Genomic DNA, 16,547 nt, shown 5'->3' on the forward strand with positions numbered 1-16,547 from the left:
AGCAGTTTTTTGTTCCAGGAACATCGCAATTGACGCCAAACATGCGGCTGCGAGCGCACAGGAATACCGGTTAGAGAATTACAGTTTTTATTCATGGAGACACGGGAAATGGTTTTTAAAGCGAAGCGGCTGAGTCAGCTCGCGCTTGGTCCTGTGCTGTTGCTGATGAGCGTGTTCGCCTTGGCAGCCGGCGGCGAGATCAGCGATATCAATATGTCACCTGGGGTCACCGAGGTGGGTCGGAAAATTTACGATCTGCACATGATCATCCTCGGCATATCTACAGTCATCGGGATTCTCGTGTTTGGGGTGATGTTTTACTCCATCTATTATCACCGCAAATCACGCGGCGTCACCCCCGCCACTTTTCATGAGAGCACCAAGGTCGAGATCGCCTGGACGATCGTGCCCTTCTTCATTCTGCTGGCCATGGCTGTTCCCGCCACCACAACACTGCTGGAAATCTATGATAACGATGACGCCGAACTGGATGTGGTCGTGACTGGATATCAGTGGAAGTGGAAATATGAATACCTCAATGAAGACGGCGAGAATGTCAGCTTTTTCAGCAACCTGCGCACACCCCAGGCCGAGATAGACAACACTGAAGCCAAGGGTGAGCACTACCTGCTTGAAGTGGATGAGCCGCTGGTGTTGCCGGTCAACACAAAGGTTCGCTTTCTGGTCACCGCCAACGATGTGATCCATTCCTGGTGGGTGCCGCAGCTCGCCGTGAAGCGTGATGCAATACCAGGGTTTATCAACGAAGTCTGGACCAATGCGACCAAAGAGGGTGTATACCGCGGCCAATGTGCCGAGCTGTGTGGCAGAAACCACGGCTTTATGCCCATTGTGGTCAATGTGGTAAGCAAGGAAGAATACAGCGAGTGGCTTTCGGTCAAACAGCAGGAAGCGGCTGAGATCAAAGAATTGATGGCGCAAACCTTCACGCTCGACGAGTTGATGACGCGCGGTAAGGCGGTGTATGACACCAACTGCCTCGCTTGTCATGGCGCTCAGGGTGAGGGTGGCGTGGGTGTCGCCATTGCCGGAAGTGCAGTGGCCACCGGCGATGTCGGGCATCACCTGGATATTGGTATAAACGGTGTGCCTGGCACAGCGATGCAGGCCTTTGGTGGTCAGCTGAACGACGTTGATATGGCGGCGGTTATCACTTATCAGCGCAACGCTTTCGGCAACAACATGGGTGACACTATTCAACCCATTGATGTTTACAACCACAAAAAAGGCTAATTGGAGGAGTTAACGATGGGCGATCATCATCACGGTCCTGCCAAGGGCCTCAGCCGCTGGCTGTTTACCACGAACCACAAAGACATCGGCACGATGTACCTGTGGTTTTCATTCTGTATGTTCATTCTGGGCGGCACCTTTGCCATGATCATTCGTGCCGAGCTGTTCCAGCCCGGCATGCAACTGGTTGACCCTGAGTTCTTCAACCAGATGACAACGCTTCACGGTCTGGTGATGGTCTTCGGCGCCATCATGCCCTCTTTTGTGGGGCTGGCGAACTGGATGATTCCGATGATGATCGGAGCGCCGGATATGGCGCTGCCGCGCATGAACAACTGGAGCTTCTGGATTCTGCCGCCGACGTTCCTGTTGCTGGCCTCCACACTGTTTATGGAAGGCGGTGCGCCGCAAGCGGGCTGGACGTTCTACGCGCCGCTGTCGACCACCTATGCCGGTCCGTCAGTGACCTATTTCATCTTCTGTATCCACGTGTTGGGTCTGTCCTCGATCATGGGTTCGATCAATATCATCGCCACGGTGATGAATATGCGGGCTCCAGGCATGACTTACATGAAGATGCCGCTGTTCGTCTGGACCTGGCTGATTACTGCGTTCCTGCTGGTGGCGGTGATGCCGGTGCTTGCCGGTGCGGTGACCATGATGCTGATGGACGTGCATTTTGGCACCAGTTTCTTCTCCGCTGCTGGTGGCGGTGACCCGGTATTGTTCCAGCACGTGTTCTGGTTCTTCGGACACCCCGAGGTATATATCATCATCCTGCCGGCGTTCGGTGTGGTTTCGCAAATTATCCCGGCGTTTTCGCGCAAGCCGCTGTTTGGCTATGATTCCATGGTCTATGCAACAGCGTCCATCGCATTCCTCTCGTTCATCGTGTGGGCTCACCACATGTATACGGTTGGTATGCCGGTATCCGGTGAGCTGTTCTTTATGTATGCCACCATGTTGATTGCGGTCCCCACGGGTGTGAAAGTATTTAACTGGGTCTCCACCATGTGGCGCGGCGCACTCACTTTTGAAACACCGATGCTGTTCTCCATCGGCTTCCTGGTATTGTTCACCATCGGTGGGTTTACCGGCCTGATGCTGTCCATTGCGCCTTCGGATTTCCAGTACCACGATTCCTACTTTGTAGTTGCTCACTTCCACTATGTCATGGTGGCGGGTGCGGTATTCAGTATGACGGCGGCCGTGTACTACTGGTTGCCGAAATGGTGTGGCCGTATGTACAACGAGACAATGGGTAAAACGCACTTCTGGATCTCATTTATCGGCTTCAACCTGACGTTCTTCCCGCAGCACTTCGTGGGTCTGGCGGGTATGCCACGCCGTATCCCTGATTACGCACTGCAGTTTGCGGATTTCAATATGATGTCCAGTATCGGTGCGTTCATTTACGGTGCATCGCAGATACTGTGGTTGTACAACATCATTGCAACTATTGTTGCAGGTGAGAAAATCACCGATGAGAAAGTCTGGGACGGTGCGGAAGGCCTGGAGTGGACTGTACCCACACCTGCGCCATACCACACATTTGAGACGCCACCGAAAATTGACGCGGCGCACGCGCACTCCTAGAGGGGCGGGGACCAATGCTTCGAATCAGTGACAATCCCAACATCAATACCGTGGCCAATCTGGTCGCGGTAGCGGTGCTGATGTTTGCGTTCGTATTTGTAGTGATGGTGCCACTTTACAATGTGCTGTGTGATGCCCTGGGTATCAATGGCAAGCCCAGCGGCCAGAGCTATACCGCGGTGCAGGCAAAGGTCGATGAGAGCCGCACAGTGACAGTGCAGTTCATCGCCAGCAACAACGAGGGTATGCCCTGGGAGTTTGCGCCCAGTACTTCGATGATGAAAGTGCACCCCGGGGCGGTGAATGGTACGGTCTTTCAGGCGCGAAATCCGATGCCCAATGCGATGGTGGGCCAGGCGATTCCGAGTATCTCTCCCGCCAGGGCCGCACCGTATTTCCACAAGACAGAGTGTTTTTGTTTTAACCAGCAGCCTCTGGATGGCGAGACCGCGGCGGAATTGCCGCTGCAGTTTATCGTCGATCAGGACCTGCCGCGTGACATTGGAACTATAACCCTGTCGTACACTATATTTGATGTAACAGATACAGCGGGTGCAGCGGTCGCTACTCGCTAGGCGTGGGTCGCGAACCGGCGCCCTATATACGGAGAACTAAGATGACAAGTCAAACGTCCACAGAATACGAAAAGTATTACGTGCCAGAGAAGAGCAAGTTGGCCGTTTGTGCCACGATCGGGTTGCTCCTGAGTATCTATGGTGCCGCTAGCATCATGAACGATATGACGTTCGGTGACCCCAGTGAAACGACCAGCTCCTGGACAGTATTTCTGGTTGGCCTGTTTTTCTTCATGGCCACCCTGTTTGCGTGGTTCCGAATCGCAATTCGCGAGAATATCGCTGGCTTGAACAGCGCCCAGCTGAAGAAGTCGTATGTGCTCGGTATGTTCTGGTTCATCTTTTCAGAGGTTATGTTTTTCTTCGCTTTCTTCGGCGCACTGTTTTATGTGCGCAACCTGGTCGGCCCGTGGCTGGCCGGTGAAGGCGAAGGCGGCCGGATGAACGAACTGCTATGGCCAGGATTTGAGTATATCTGGCCGATGATGGAAACACCGCAGGAGGCCGTGGGTGGTGCCGCCGCGCAACTTATGGCAAACAACGGGTCTTTCACCAGCCCCAATACCAGCCTGTCCTTTGCCGATGCCCACGTCTGGTGGCACTGGTTGCCTATGTGGAACACGCTGGTGCTGCTGACATCCAGCCTTACCTGCCATATCGCGCACATGGGCATCCTCGCCGGTGACCGCAAGAAGTTCAATTTGTGGCTGGGTATCACCGTAGCACTGGGGATTATCTTCCTGTGTCTGCAATATATGGAATACCATGAAGCCTATGTCGAGTTCGGCCTGACCCTGAATGCAGGCATATACGGCTCCACGTTCTTTATGCTGACCGGTTTTCACGGCTTCCACGTATTCATGGGTATGACGATGCTGCTGATCCAGCTGCTGCGCTCGGTGATCGGCAAGCAATTTACCGCCACCGATCACTTTGGCTTTGAGGCGTCCAGCTGGTACTGGCACTTTGTGGACGTGGTGTGGGTATTCCTGTTCCTGTTTGTCTATATACTCTAGGGGCTCACAGGCGCTGATTCCTGGGTTGCCTGTGGCGCAGGCCCGGCATCCCAGGGATTTTGATGGCCTATTTGTCCGGTAGCCACACCATATGCAATCAATACCATCAGCACGAAGGCGAAAGCCAGTCTGATGCCCAGCGACTGAAATGTACGCCGTTTCTTCCCGTCGCCCTGATCAATCATCAGATAGTAAAATCCGCTTCCCAGGCTGGCGAGCAATGCCAGCATCAATACGATAATTGCAGCTTTTAACAATGGGTGTCTCCTTCAATAGTCCCGAGCAGTATAAACCAGCCGCAGAATTTGCGCCGGAGCGTGATCGTGGTTGAGTCGAAAACAGGTTTTTATTTTGATTTCGAATGGCGTATTGCCCTGTTTACTGCGATTTTGGTTCCGCTGATGATTAGCCTGGGCTTTTGGCAGTTACAGCGGGCAGAGGAAAAAGAAGCGATGGCGGCGGCATTTGATACCCGACAGCAGCAACTCCCCGCCCCCCTTGAATCACTGTCGGAGCAGCCGGCGCAATTGTTAGCCTACGTACCGGTTCGCTTGCGCGGCCGCTTTCTGCCGGATGCGTATTTTCTATTGGACAACCAGATGCGCGAGGGACAGGTTGGCTATGAAGTGCTGGGCGTAATGCAATTGCAGTCCGGTGGCAGCGCCCTGGTAAACAGGGGTTGGGTTGCAGGTACCGCAGACCGGCAGACCCTGCCGCCGGTGCCGCAGCTTGAGGGCCCAGTGGAGTTAACCGGACATGTGTATGTGGCGCCCGGCACACCGTTTCTTTTGGCTGAGCAACAGCTTGAAGAGGGCTGGCCGAAACGGATACAGGCGGTGGAAATGGAAAAACTCACCCCGCTGATAAGCGCGCTGCAAGCAGGTAAAGTGTTCCCCTACCCGGTGCGCATCGATGCCGATGAGCGCGGCGCATTGGTCACAGACTGGCAGATAGTGAATATGAGCCCAGCCAAGCACAGCGCTTACGCAGTGCAGTGGTTTGCTATGGCGGGGGTTCTTTTCGTGTATTACCTTGCACGCAGCTTTAATCTGGGGCAAAGACTGAAGGGATCAGGAAAAACAGGCGACTAAATGACAGACTCCAAACCCAACAACAGCAACCGCATGGTGCTGCTTTTAATCGGCGGTATTCCGTTGACCGTCATTCTGGCCGCCAGTTGGCTGTGGTTCTTTGTCGTGAACGGAGACATTGACCTGGTCGGCGCACTTGGAACGGCAAACAGGGGTACTCTGGTGCAGCCGCCGCGGCAACTCGATGACCAGTTGTTGCTGGATGAATCTGGCGACAGTGTGAAAGTGGCTGAGATGGAGCCGCGTTGGACCATGATCATCCCGGCAGCTGGTGGGCGCTGTGACGAGTCCTGTGAGAAAACGCTTTACCTGACACGACAAATTCATGTGGCTATGGGCAAGGAGTTCAACCGCATTCGCCGTCTCTATATTAGCGACCACGCTGTCCGCGATACACAGTTGACGGCGACGCAGCTCAGTGATGGCGATGCCGCCCCGGCGGACTTTGTGCAATACCTGTCGATGCAACACAAAGGTCTGGAGACGCTGATAGTGTCTCCCGCGGCTTACGCAGAGCTGTTTGCGGAACATGGCGGCGCCGCGGACACCTGGTACCTCATGGACCCTGCGGGTTGGATAATGATGTCATACAATGACGAGGTATCGTATAAAGACGTAATTGCGGATCTCAAGTTCCTGCTCAAGAATTCCGGTGGCTGAAGGCTAATGACAAATCTACAGCAGACAGGCGCGGCCAGTTGGCGCGACTACAAGGAATTGACCAAGCCCAATGTGGTCTTGCTGATGATTCTCACCTCGGCGATTGGCATGTTCATGGCTGTGCCGGGGATGGTACCGCTGCATGTTCTGATTCTGGGCAACCTCGGCATAGCGCTGTGTGCAGGCTCTGCGGCGGCAGTGAACCATCTGGTGGATCAGCACGTGGATGAGAAAATGGCGCGCACGCACAGCCGCCCCATCGCCCAGGGTCGCGTGTCCAACTCGCAAGCGGCGCTATTTGCGCTGGTAATGGGCGGGCTGGGCATGGCTATCCTGTTCATCTGGATTAACGCCCTCACAGCCTGGCTGACACTGGCCTCCCTGGTGGGCTACGCGTTTGTCTATACCATGTTTCTGAAACGGGCCACGCCGCAGAACATCGTAATTGGTGGCCTGGCGGGCGCCGCTCCTCCGCTGCTGGGCTGGACGGCTGTCACCGGGGATATTAATGGCCACGCGCTGCTGTTAGTGCTGATTATCTTCGCGTGGACGCCGCCGCATTTCTGGGCGCTGGCGATTCACCGCCGCGAGGAATATGCCGCTGTGGAAATTCCGATGCTGCCTGTGACTCACGGCGTTGCATTCACCAAGCTGCACATTCTGCTGTATACCATCCTGATGTTCCTCATCACCCTGCTGCCCTACGCAACACGTATGAGTGGGCCGCTCTACCTGCTGGGAGCGGTGGTGCTCGGCGGTGGTTTTCTGTATTGGGCGATAGAATTGATGCGCGGCAAAAACCCGAATGCACCCATGGAGACATTTAAATACTCGATAATCTACCTGATGTCGCTATTTGTGGTTATGTTGGTTGATCATTACATTTTTCCGGTGAGTACCTTATGAGCCAGTCACGCAATATCAAGTTCACTGTCGCAGGACTGCTGCTGATTATCGCCGTCATTGTGGGTGGGTTCGTGCACCGGGTCACGCAGCCCCGGGTGATGACCGAATCGGAAATGCGCATCAATGGTCTGTATGTCTTCGAAACACCGCGTGATTTGGGGGAGTTTGCCCTTGTGGACCACCATGGAGACGCTTTCGATCCTGCGCGACTGGAGGGCCAGTGGAGCCTCGTGTTTTTTGGTTTCACGCACTGCCCGGATATCTGCCCCACCACCATGAGCTTTCTCAATCAATTTGTGGGCAGTATTGAGGGTACTGAGGCCGAGGATACACAGGTGATAATGGTGTCCGTGGATCCAGCGCGGGATACCGTGGAGCAATTGGCGACCTACGTGCCCTTCTTCAATCCCGAGTTTATTGGCGTCACTGGTGATTTCCTGGATATACATCGCTTTGCCACTGCGCTGAACACGCCGTTTCGCAAAGTGCCCGGCGAGGGCGACGACTATCAGGTGGAGCATAGTGCCAATGTGGCACTCATAAACCCGAGAGGAGACTATCACGGTTTCTTCAAATCGCCGTTGGACCTGGCAAAAATGAAGGTGACTTATCGCTCGGCCAGGTACCTCTGGAATCAATGAGAGTGCATTACCCCAACATAAAGTAAGCGCTTACTGACGCGTTGCGGGTCGGTCGGCCGCTTCCGGCAAGGTAAACAGCAAAGTGAGTTCTATTATGGCTTCTGACACCCCGCCCCTTGTTCTCGTTGACGGCTCCTCCTATGTGTACAGGGCGTATCATGCCCTCCCGATGTTGACGACCTCCAGCGGCCAGAACACCGGAGCTGTGCGCGGTGTGATCAGTATGCTGAGGCGCCTTGTTCTCGATTATCCGGACAGTCCGATAGCCGTGGTGTTTGATGCCAAGGGCAAGACCTTCCGTGATGAGATTTTCAAAGAGTACAAAGCCCAGCGCCCACCGATGCCGGATGAACTGCGAGAGCAGATTGAGCCGATTCACGCCATCGTCAAGGCCATGGGCTTGCCCTTCATCTGTGAGCCCGGCGTAGAAGCTGACGATGTGATCGGTACGCTGGCCCGGCAGGCCAGTGAACAGGGCCGGTACGTGGTGATTTCCACCGGTGACAAGGACATGGCGCAGTTGGTCAACGAACATACGACGCTGGTCAATACCATGACTGAAACCGTGCTGGATGAGGCCGGCGTGAGCGAAAAGTTTGGAGTGCCGCCAACACTGATTATCGACTTCCTCGCGCTGATGGGTGACAAGGTAGACAATATCCCCGGCGTGCCCGGTGTCGGCGAAAAGACAGCGCTGGGTCTGCTGCAGGGGCTCGGCGGCCTGGATGACATCTATGCCAATCTCGACAAAGTGGCGGATCTGTCTTTCCGCGGTGCCAAGACCATGGCCGCGAAACTGGAGCGCGAGAAGGACAGCGCCTACCTCTCGTATCTGCTGGCTACGATCAAGACAGATGTGCCGCTGGACTTGCGCCCCGAGCAGCTGGAAAACGCAGCCCCGGACCGCGAAGCACTGGTGGACTGGTTTACGCGGATGGAATTTCGTTCCTGGCTGGATGAGCAACTCGAGGGTGCTGATCCCGCAGAAACCGCCGCTGACAAACCTGCGGCAGAGTACGACATCGTCACTGAGCAACCCGCTTTTGATGCCTGGCTGGAAACCCTGCAGGCTGCGCCGCTGTTCTCGTTCGACACCGAGACCACCAGCCTCGATTACATGGACGCGCGTATCGTCGGTGTCTCTTTTGCTGTGGAGCCGGGGAAGGCGGCCTATGTGCCGCTGGCACACGATTATCTGGGCGCGCCACCGCAATTGTCGCGCGATGCGGTACTGGCGGCGCTGAAACCCCTGCTTGAAGATGGGAACAGAGCAAAGGTGGGGCAGAACCTCAAGTATGATGCCAGCGTACTGGCCAATCACGACATTACCTTGCGGGGTATCCGCTTCGATACCATGCTCGAATCCTATGTGCTGGACTCAACCGCAACGCGCCACGATATGGACAGCCTCGCCCTGAAGTACCTCGGCCAGAAAACCATCCATTTTGAGGATGTCGCCGGCAAGGGTGCGAAGCAACTGACCTTCAACCAAATCAAGCTGGAGGATGCGGGACCTTATGCCGCTGAGGATGCGGATATTACCCTGCGCCTGCACCAGACCCTCTGGCCCAGGCTGGAGGAACACGAGGGCCTGCGCGATGTCCTGAGCAATATTGAAGTTCCGCTGATCCCGGTGTTGTCGCGTATAGAGCGGCGCGGTGCATTGATCTCGCGGGAGTTGCTGGTGCAGCAAAGCGGCGAGCTGGGCAAACGGCTCGCGGAGCTCGAGGCCGAGGCGCATGAGCTGGCCGGCCAGCCCTTCAACCTCGGCTCGCCCAAGCAGTTGGGCGAAATCCTGTTTGAAAAACTGGAGCTGCCCGTCATCAAGAAAACCCCGAAAGGGGCGCCTTCCACCGCAGAAGAAGTACTGGCGGAGCTGGCGCTGGACTACCCCCTGCCCAAGCTGTTACTGGAATACCGCAGCCTGAGCAAGCTCAAGTCTACCTATACCGACAAGCTGCCGGAGATGATCAATGCAGCCACCGGACGCGTGCACACCTCCTACCATCAGGCCGTGGCAGCCACCGGTCGTCTGTCGTCCACGGACCCCAACTTGCAGAATATCCCCATCCGCACACAGGAGGGTCGCCGCATTCGCCAGGCGTTTATCGCGCCCGACGGTTACAAGATTGTTGCGGCTGACTACTCGCAAATCGAACTGCGCATCATGGCCCATTTATCGGGTGATGCCGGCCTGCTCAGTGCCTTCACCGAGGGCAAGGATGTACATTCCGCCACGGCGTCTGAAGTATTTGAAGTCCCGCTGGATGCCGTTTCGGGCGAGCAGCGGCGCAAGGCCAAAGCGATTAACTTCGGCCTGATCTACGGTATGTCGGCATTCGGGCTGGCCAAGCAGCTGCATCTCGGCCGCCAGGAAGCCCAGCAATATATCGATCGCTATTTTGAGCGCTATCCGGGCGTCGCGGAGTATATGGATCGCACCCGCGCGCTGGCCAAAGAACAGGGCTATGTGGAGACGCTGTTCGGCCGCCGCCTCTATCTCCCCAACATCAACGCGCGCAACAAAATGCACGTGCAGGCAGCGGAGCGCACCGCCATCAATGCGCCGATGCAGGGTACGGCGGCCGACATCATCAAACGTGCGATGCTGACGGTGGATGCCTGGTTGCAGCAGGGTGATGCCGACACCCGCATGATTATGCAGGTGCACGATGAACTGGTGTTTGAAGTGGCGACGGATGAAGTTGACCCTGTACGCGAGCGGATCTGCCAGTTGATGTCAGAGGCAGCGGAGTTGTCGGTGCCTCTGCTGGTGGAGGCCGGTGTTGGCAATAACTGGGATGAGGCGCATTAGATCTAGTCCCAGAGTGAGATCGTCCCGCGCGTTTCGGCGCACACAGTCCGGGCGATAGGGCACGCTTAGCCTTGCTGTGCCCGTGCCCGGACTGTGTGCGCCGGAACGTGCGGGACTCGCCCGCGAACAAATTTAAAAGCACTTGAACTTTTGCTCTGTCACCCAGTCTTATTACCTGTAGCGCAAGCTACATCCCTAAGTGGCTTTTATCCTGAGCCAAGTGAGCAAGCCTCTTTCCCCAAGAGGCCCTAGTTTCCCCGGTTGCCCGCGAAACAGGCAACCGGGGTTTGTTATTTTCAGCCTTTCGATGTCAGGGTGTGAGGGCGTCTGCACCGATATCGGTTAGCCAGTGATCCAGCACCGCGATCAGTTCCTTGTGGCCATCGTGTTTGAGGGCGGAGAAGAGCTGTACGCTGACCAGGTCGGCGCTGTCTTTCAAGCTGGCGCGTACCTGCAGCAGTGCCGTGCTGGCCGCGCCGCGTTTGAGCTTATCGGCCTTCGTCAGCAGGATGTGTACGGGCATGCGCGCTTGCAGGGCCCAGTCGAGCATTTGCCGGTCGAACGGTTGCAGGGGGTGGCGGATATCCATCAGGAGAATAAGCCCGCGCAGGCACTGGCGGTTCTGTAGGTAATTTTCCAGTTGTTTGGTCCATTCGCGCTTCACCGCCAGCGGGACTTTGGCGAAACCGTAGCCGGGCAGGTCTACCAAACGCTGCTGCTCGGACAGCTCGAAAAAGTTGATGAGCTGAGTTCTTCCAGGTGTTTTGGATGTCTTGGCAAGCTTCTTGTTGTTCGTTAAGCTATTGATTGCGCTAGACTTTCCTGCATTGGATCTGCCCGCAAACGCCACCTCCCAGCCGCCGTCGGGGGGGCACTGGGATACTTTGGCGGCGCTGGTGAGAAACTGCGCGCGCCGATAATCGGGGGTTGCAGGCGCGGTGCTGTGTTCGGGATCGTCCATTGCGAGGGATTGCCTTTTTTGGTCGGGGTATCTCGTATATAATGCCACAGCTTTTTCGTCTGTTATCAAATGCTTGTGTGGTTAATTGGCTTGCTGCATCTATAGGGGTTGCGCTATGAAAAAATTATTGGCTGTTGTTTTGATGAGCTCCGCCGCAGGAGCCTGGGCTGCAGAGCCGCCGGCAAACTACCAAAGTAGCTGTTTTGCATGCCATTTCTCGGGGGCCGCAGGTGCTCCCAAGACACACGATGTGGCCGCTTGGGAGCCGCGTATGGCCAAAGGCATGCCGGCCTTGATTGAGTCGGTGAAAAACGGCCTGAACGGTATGCCACCCACCGGGTTGTGCGCTACCTGTACCGACGAAGAATACACCGCTCTGATCGAATTTATGGCGGCTCCTGCGCCCTCGAACTGAGCGTACTCTCACACTCGTTATCTGGAATTATCATGAAGACACTAGCAGTTTTGTTTAGCCTGACGCTTGGCTGGACATCGATCAGTTTTGCCGCGACAGTCATGCCCGAGGGCGATGCAGCCGCAGGCAAGAGTCAGAGTGCCGCTTGTGGTGCCTGTCACGGCGCGGATGGTAACGGTGCTTCACCTTTTCCCAAGCTGGCGGGTCAGGGTGAAAAATACCTGTACAAGCAGTTGCAGGATATTCGCGATGGCCTGCGCGAGGTGCCGACCATGGTCGGCCAGCTGGACAAGAAAACCAATCAGGAACTCGCCGATATTGCCGCCTACTTTTCCTCGCAGAAACGCTCGGGTGGGCAGACCAACCCCGAGATGCTGGAACTGGGCGCAAAAATTTATCGCGCGGGTGTTCCTGATCGTAAAGTGGCAGCGTGCATAGCCTGTCACTCTCCGACAGGGAAAGGTAACGATCCCGCCGGCTTCCCATCGCTGGCCGGCCAGCATGCGCAGTATGTCGCAGACCAGTTACGCGCCTATCGCAAAGGGTATGAAGATCCCGCTGGCCGCACTAATGATGGCGAGGCGAAGATTATGCGAACCACGGCATTTGGCCTCAGCGATAAGGAAATTGAAGCTGTGTCGAGCTATGTTGCGGGTCTGAAGTAGCCCGACACGTCAACCAGGGGTGGCCAGTGGCCACCCATTTTTTTGAGTGGGTGAACGACTGACGTTCGCTGTTGTCTCATCAAGCAACGAACTTTTTGTGGAGAGCTTTATGATAAAACGAGCATTACTCACAGCGTCCCTGCTGCTTTTCGGACTTGCCAGTGTCGCACAGGAAGCAGAGACAACATATGTCGCCGGTACCGACTATGATCTGATCTCGCCCCCGGTGCGAACACTTTCCCCGGATGAAATCGAAGTCGCAGAATTTTTCTGGTATGGCTGCATCCACTGTTACAACTTCGAGGTGTTGTTGGAGCCGTGGAAAAAAACATTGCCTGATGGGGTAAGTTTCCGCGCGATCCCTGCGGTCTGGGCAGAGCAGATGTCGCTGCACGCCAGGGCGTTTTACACAGCTGAGGCGCTGGGTGTGCTGGACACCATGCATCCGATCATCTTTCAGGCCATGAATGTCGATGGTAAAAAATTGTTGTCGCAGGCGGAGATTGCCGCGCTGTTCACTGCTAATGGTGTGTCAGAAGAAGACTTTAATAAGGCGTTTAATTCCTTCGGCGTGAACAGCCAGGTGAATCAGGCTATAGCCACGGCTAAAGCGGCGAAACTCTCGGGAACGCCAGCGATGATGGTGAACGGCAAGTACTACATTAACCAGCAGAAAGCGGGCTCACAGGCGAATATGCTGAAAGTCGTCGATTTCCTGGTTGAAAAAGAGCGCGCTGCGGCCGCCAAATAATCGCGCTCCTTTCCTCTCGCCTAGATCACTAGCCACTCGGGAACAGGTAAGCTCCTGTTCTCGAGGAAAACAGGGTTGAACAGTTTGCTCTGGTAGCGGTTTCCATAATCGCACAGGATGGTGACGATTGTGTGCCCCGGCCCCAGGTGCTCTGCCAGTCGAACGGCGCCAGCAATGTTAATGCCCGATGATCCGCCGAGGCACAAACCTTCGTGCTTTAGCAGGTCAAAGATATAGGGCAAGGCCTCTTCGTCGCTGATCATAAACGACACGTCCACTTTCGCCTGCGCCATGTTATCGGTCAGGTGATTGATACCGATACCCTCGACGATCGACCCCCCATCACTGGCTTGTAGTGTGCCACTCTGGAAGTATTCATACAGTGACGCGCCAGAGGGGTCGGCCAGGCCTATGGTAACGTCAGCATTGTGCTCCTTCAGCGCGGTAGAGATCCCCGCGATCGTGCCACCGGTGCCAGCGGCGCATACGAAGCCATCTACTTTGCCATCTGTCTGCTCCCAGATTTCCTCGCCGGTAGTGCGCCTGTGTATTTCCATATTGGCAAGATTGTCGAACTGGCGTGCCCACACCGCGCCGTTCGCCTCGCGTTTGTTGAACTTTTCCGCCATGCGTTGTGCCGTATGGGTGTAGTGGTTCGGATCGCTATAGGAGGTGGCAGCCACCAGGTGCAGATCAGCGCCCAGTAACTCCAGCGTATCGATTTTTTCCTTACTCTGGGTGACGGGCATGACGACAGTGCTCTGGTAGCCCATCGCATTGGCCAACAGCGTCAGACCGATGCCGGTATTACCGGCGGTGCCCTCGACGATGCGGCCACCCGGTTTCAGCTCGCCACTGGCCTGCGCCGCCTGTAGGATGCCCAGCGCGGTGCGGTCTTTCACCGAGCCGCCGGGGTTGAGAAACTCCGCCTTACCTAGAATGGTACAGCCGGTTTTCTCCGATACCTGCTTCAGGTGGAGCAAGGGGGTGTTGCCGATGAGCTGGGTAACGTCAGACGCCGTGCGCACGTAATAATCTCCGCAAGAATTGCCCGCAGAGTATGCCACAGCGCGGGCGTGTGGTCAGGGGTTTGTCACGGTGTGCCGTCGATACAGCAACACACTGAGCACCAGGGCAGATAGTGTAATAAGCACCATGAAGTTCAACATGGGTGCCGGGGTATCGACCAGAAACATGCCTACCAGCGCCGTTACGGAGGCTGATAAACCCATTTGGATAAAGCCCATGAGGGCAGACGCAGTGCCTGCAATATGCGGGAAGGCACTCAGTGCCACCGCCATTGCATTGGGTAGCACCAGCCCCATGCCTGTGGCGTACAGCATCATAGGCAGCATCAATACGAGCACGCTTTGTGGCAGCAGGTAAGCGCCCAGCCACATGACGGTAGCCGATATGGCTACCAGCGCAGCGCCAAACAACACCGTTTTTTCGGAGTCCTGGCTGCGGCTCAACCTGGCGCTGAGCGCGCTGCCAAACATGTAACCGACAACCGATGTCAGAAACACCAGCCCAAAGTATTGCACCGGTACGCCGAGCATGTCGATATAGACAAAACTGGACGATGACAGGTAGGCCAGCAGGCCCGCATAGACAAAGCTGCTGGCCAAGGTGGCTACGACAAAAGTCGGGCTGCGCACCAGTTCTGCGTAGTTGCGCGCGATCGAGAGCGGGTGGAGACTCTGCCGCTGTGGCAACGACTCCGCCAGGAATATCTGGATGAGTACCACCATGGCGATACCGTAGATCGCCAGAAAAATAAAAATACTCGGCCAGGGCAGCCACAGCATCAGGATACTGCCCAAGGAGGGCGCCACGGCGGGGGCCAGTGCCATCAGCATCGCAATAAGGGATAACGCGCGGGCTGCGCGTGTCGGGCCGAATACATCGCGCGCCACGGCGCGCGCCAGGGTGGGGCCCACGCAGGCGCCTACGCCCTGCATGAAGCGGAAGAACAGCAGTTGCTCAACGGTGGTGGACAGGCTGCAGCCTACACATGCCAGTACAAACAGGATGGTACCGCCGATGAGTATCGGTTTGCGACCAAAGCGGTCGGCCAGCGGGCCACAGGCCAGATGAAATAGCGCAAACCCAGTGAGGTAGGTACTGAGGGTGAGGTGCATATGCCGGATGTCTGTGCCCAGCGACGTCATCATCGATGGCATGGCCGGGAGGTAGACATCCACGCTCAGCGGGCCGAGTGCGACCAGTGCCGCCAGCAATGCCAGCAGCCAGCGGGAGTCGGGGTGCAACTGTCGTTGGGTCATGGGGCGGCGATGCTAATCTATGCGCTCCGCTAAAGCAAAGCACCGCGACTGCTCAATGGCGGCCACGCAGAGCGGCACAGCGTATGGATTTCTTCCGCTATCGTTTTTTTCAGGCTTTTTTGAAGTAAATAATCGCACCGAGCACGCCGTGATCAGTGAGCTCCACATGGCAATTGCTCACCCCCAGTGACCACAGCTTGCGCATGATGAGGCCGAGGTCGTACTCGTTCATCTGCATGTGGGGAGCGTTCAAGGGCTTTCCCTGGATGAGGTTTCGCAGCTGCTTGTTGAAAGGAATTCTGCGGATGAGCTTCCAGTACCAGAACCGAGAATTGCTGAAGGTGAAATGCAATACGCCTACTCCTCCGCTACGAAGACTGGCGAGTAGTTTATCGAGTATCGCGTAACCTCGGTCTTCGGGTATGTGCTGAAAAACGATATAGGAATGGATCAGGCAAAACCTGTTGACGCCCAGTTCCGAACAGTCGTTGGTCTCTATAAAGGATACGTTATCAATGGCTTTCTTCGCGGCTTCACGTTTCGCTTCTGCCAGCATTGAAGGTGACACATCGACGCCGGTTGCGTGCTCGCACCGGCCACTGATGGCAAACAGTAAACGTCCCACACCGCACCCGAAATCCAGCGCCTGCGCCGGCTGAAAATTGGGGTCAATGTGCTCTTTGATCTTCTGGAAAACAACGTCGATATCGCTTTGGCCCGATTGCCAGAACTCGGCTATGGAATCGTCACTGAGATTTTCGGTGAGGAACTTTTCATTTGATATTACGCCATAGTAGGGGTTTTCTGCGCCATAGGCTTCCCAGTCGCTATCCGAGTTTTCAAACATTCTTACTTTCCGTCGACGGGTGAATTGTTGTTACTTTGTCGACCAGTGTAACTAATGCGCTTATCATTT

Annotated in this window: 17 protein-coding genes; 12 read left to right on the top strand and 5 right to left on the bottom strand. The window is 55.9% G+C overall.

The window, feature by feature from the left end; genetic code table 11:
* Window positions 1–108 precede the first annotated feature (108 nt).
* From coxB to AC0L6S_RS16910, 4 genes are read left to right on the top strand one after another with little or no spacing between them, the layout of a single operon-like run.
* Window positions 109–1,254: a cytochrome c oxidase subunit II gene (gene coxB, locus AC0L6S_RS16895; RefSeq protein ID WP_473425277.1), complete on the top strand. Its 1,146-nt coding sequence runs from the start codon at window positions 109–111 to the stop codon at window positions 1,252–1,254.
* A gap of 15 nt (window positions 1,255–1,269) precedes the next feature.
* Window positions 1,270–2,850 carry a cytochrome c oxidase subunit I gene (ctaD, locus tag AC0L6S_RS16900; RefSeq protein WP_473425278.1) on the top strand — a complete coding sequence of 527 codons (1,581 nt, stop codon included), beginning with the start codon at window positions 1,270–1,272 and terminating at the stop codon, window positions 2,848–2,850.
* Window positions 2,851–2,864: 14 nt separating this feature from the next.
* Window positions 2,865–3,425 (top strand): cytochrome c oxidase assembly protein, encoded by a 561-nt coding sequence (locus tag AC0L6S_RS16905; protein ID WP_473425279.1) that lies wholly within the window; start codon window positions 2,865–2,867, stop codon window positions 3,423–3,425.
* A 41-nt stretch (window positions 3,426–3,466) separates the two neighbouring features.
* Window positions 3,467–4,441 (top strand): cytochrome c oxidase subunit 3, encoded by a 975-nt coding sequence (locus AC0L6S_RS16910; protein ID WP_473425280.1) that lies wholly within the window; start codon window positions 3,467–3,469, stop codon window positions 4,439–4,441.
* On the opposite strand, the gene AC0L6S_RS16915 is transcribed toward AC0L6S_RS16910, so the two are convergent.
* Window positions 4,438–4,698 carry a DUF2909 domain-containing protein gene (locus tag AC0L6S_RS16915; RefSeq protein ID WP_473425281.1) on the bottom strand — a complete coding sequence of 87 codons (261 nt, stop codon included), beginning with the start codon at window positions 4,696–4,698 and terminating at the stop codon, window positions 4,438–4,440. The two genes, AC0L6S_RS16910 and AC0L6S_RS16915, sit on opposite strands and share 4 nt — an antisense overlap.
* A 66-nt stretch (window positions 4,699–4,764) precedes the next feature.
* On the opposite strand from AC0L6S_RS16915, the gene AC0L6S_RS16920 reads away from it, so the two are divergent.
* The 5 genes from AC0L6S_RS16920 (at window position 4,765) to polA (ending at window position 10,554) form a co-directional block, all read left to right on the top strand.
* Window positions 4,765–5,532 (top strand): SURF1 family protein, encoded by a 768-nt coding sequence (locus AC0L6S_RS16920; RefSeq protein WP_473425282.1) that lies wholly within the window; start codon window positions 4,765–4,767, stop codon window positions 5,530–5,532.
* Entirely contained in the window at window positions 5,533–6,192 is a 660-nt protein-coding gene (locus tag AC0L6S_RS16925) for a hypothetical protein (RefSeq protein ID WP_473425283.1), read from the top strand.
* 6 nt (window positions 6,193–6,198) lie between these two features.
* Complete coding sequence (gene cyoE, locus AC0L6S_RS16930) at window positions 6,199–7,098, top strand: heme o synthase (RefSeq protein ID WP_473425284.1); 900 nt, start codon at window positions 6,199–6,201, stop codon at window positions 7,096–7,098.
* On the top strand, window positions 7,095–7,739 hold the full coding sequence (locus tag AC0L6S_RS16935; protein WP_473425285.1) for an SCO family protein: 645 nt from the start codon (window positions 7,095–7,097) through the stop codon (window positions 7,737–7,739). The genes cyoE and AC0L6S_RS16935 overlap by 4 nt, the downstream gene beginning before the upstream one ends.
* 94 nt (window positions 7,740–7,833) lie before the next feature.
* Window positions 7,834–10,554, top strand: a complete 2,721-nt coding sequence (gene polA, locus AC0L6S_RS16940; RefSeq protein ID WP_473425286.1) for a DNA polymerase I — start codon at window positions 7,834–7,836, stop codon at window positions 10,552–10,554.
* Window positions 10,555–10,864: 310 nt separating this feature from the next.
* Here polA and yihA read toward each other — a convergent pair whose 3' ends face one another.
* On the bottom strand, window positions 10,865–11,515 hold the full coding sequence (yihA, locus tag AC0L6S_RS16945) for a ribosome biogenesis GTP-binding protein YihA/YsxC (RefSeq protein ID WP_473425287.1): 651 nt from the start codon (window positions 11,513–11,515) through the stop codon (window positions 10,865–10,867).
* 115 nt (window positions 11,516–11,630) lie between these two features.
* Between yihA and AC0L6S_RS16950 the strand changes: the two genes are divergently transcribed.
* The 3 genes from AC0L6S_RS16950 (at window position 11,631) to AC0L6S_RS16960 (ending at window position 13,346) form a co-directional block, all read left to right on the top strand.
* Window positions 11,631–11,930, top strand: a complete 300-nt coding sequence (locus tag AC0L6S_RS16950) for a c-type cytochrome (RefSeq protein WP_473425288.1) — start codon at window positions 11,631–11,633, stop codon at window positions 11,928–11,930.
* A 32-nt stretch (window positions 11,931–11,962) separates the two neighbouring features.
* Window positions 11,963–12,595 (top strand): c-type cytochrome, encoded by a 633-nt coding sequence (locus AC0L6S_RS16955; RefSeq protein ID WP_473425289.1) that lies wholly within the window; start codon window positions 11,963–11,965, stop codon window positions 12,593–12,595.
* Window positions 12,596–12,704: 109 nt separating this feature from the next.
* Window positions 12,705–13,346, top strand: a complete 642-nt coding sequence (locus tag AC0L6S_RS16960; RefSeq protein ID WP_473425290.1) for a thiol:disulfide interchange protein DsbA/DsbL — start codon at window positions 12,705–12,707, stop codon at window positions 13,344–13,346.
* 20 nt (window positions 13,347–13,366) lie between these two features.
* Here AC0L6S_RS16960 and AC0L6S_RS16965 read toward each other — a convergent pair whose 3' ends face one another.
* From AC0L6S_RS16965 to AC0L6S_RS16975, 3 genes are all read right to left on the bottom strand, one after another.
* Complete coding sequence (locus AC0L6S_RS16965) at window positions 13,367–14,374, bottom strand: cysteine synthase A (protein ID WP_473425291.1); 1,008 nt, start codon at window positions 14,372–14,374, stop codon at window positions 13,367–13,369.
* 54 nt (window positions 14,375–14,428) lie between these two features.
* A complete protein-coding gene (locus AC0L6S_RS16970) occupies window positions 14,429–15,631 on the bottom strand; it encodes a multidrug effflux MFS transporter (RefSeq protein ID WP_473425292.1) in 1,203 nt (400 codons plus the stop codon).
* A 109-nt stretch (window positions 15,632–15,740) separates the two neighbouring features.
* A complete protein-coding gene (locus tag AC0L6S_RS16975) occupies window positions 15,741–16,478 on the bottom strand; it encodes a class I SAM-dependent methyltransferase (protein ID WP_473425293.1) in 738 nt (245 codons plus the stop codon).
* Between the last annotated feature and the right edge of the window lie 69 nt (window positions 16,479–16,547).

It is taken from the genome of Halioglobus sp. D3-4, from assembly GCF_055809315.1.

What these genes read in the sequence shown, in the direction of transcription:
- coxB (WP_473425277.1), top strand. Translation starts at nt 109, where the DNA reads ATGGTTTTTAAAGCGAAGCGGCTGAGTCAGCTCGCGCTTGGTCCTGTG.
- ctaD (WP_473425278.1), top strand. Translation starts at nt 1,270, where the DNA reads ATGGGCGATCATCATCACGGTCCTGCCAAGGGCCTCAGCCGCTGGCTG.
- AC0L6S_RS16905 (WP_473425279.1), top strand. Translation starts at nt 2,865, where the DNA reads ATGCTTCGAATCAGTGACAATCCCAACATCAATACCGTGGCCAATCTG.
- AC0L6S_RS16910 (WP_473425280.1), top strand. Translation starts at nt 3,467, where the DNA reads ATGACAAGTCAAACGTCCACAGAATACGAAAAGTATTACGTGCCAGAG.
- AC0L6S_RS16925 (WP_473425283.1), top strand. Translation starts at nt 5,533, where the DNA reads ATGACAGACTCCAAACCCAACAACAGCAACCGCATGGTGCTGCTTTTA.
- cyoE (WP_473425284.1), top strand. Translation starts at nt 6,199, where the DNA reads ATGACAAATCTACAGCAGACAGGCGCGGCCAGTTGGCGCGACTACAAG.
- AC0L6S_RS16935 (WP_473425285.1), top strand. Translation starts at nt 7,095, where the DNA reads ATGAGCCAGTCACGCAATATCAAGTTCACTGTCGCAGGACTGCTGCTG.
- polA (WP_473425286.1), top strand. Translation starts at nt 7,834, where the DNA reads ATGGCTTCTGACACCCCGCCCCTTGTTCTCGTTGACGGCTCCTCCTAT.
- yihA (WP_473425287.1), bottom strand. Translation starts at nt 11,515, where the DNA reads ATGGACGATCCCGAACACAGCACCGCGCCTGCAACCCCCGATTATCGG.
- AC0L6S_RS16950 (WP_473425288.1), top strand. Translation starts at nt 11,631, where the DNA reads ATGAAAAAATTATTGGCTGTTGTTTTGATGAGCTCCGCCGCAGGAGCC.
- AC0L6S_RS16955 (WP_473425289.1), top strand. Translation starts at nt 11,963, where the DNA reads ATGAAGACACTAGCAGTTTTGTTTAGCCTGACGCTTGGCTGGACATCG.
- AC0L6S_RS16960 (WP_473425290.1), top strand. Translation starts at nt 12,705, where the DNA reads ATGATAAAACGAGCATTACTCACAGCGTCCCTGCTGCTTTTCGGACTT.
- AC0L6S_RS16970 (WP_473425292.1), bottom strand. Translation starts at nt 15,631, where the DNA reads ATGACCCAACGACAGTTGCACCCCGACTCCCGCTGGCTGCTGGCATTG.
- AC0L6S_RS16975 (WP_473425293.1), bottom strand. Translation starts at nt 16,478, where the DNA reads ATGTTTGAAAACTCGGATAGCGACTGGGAAGCCTATGGCGCAGAAAAC.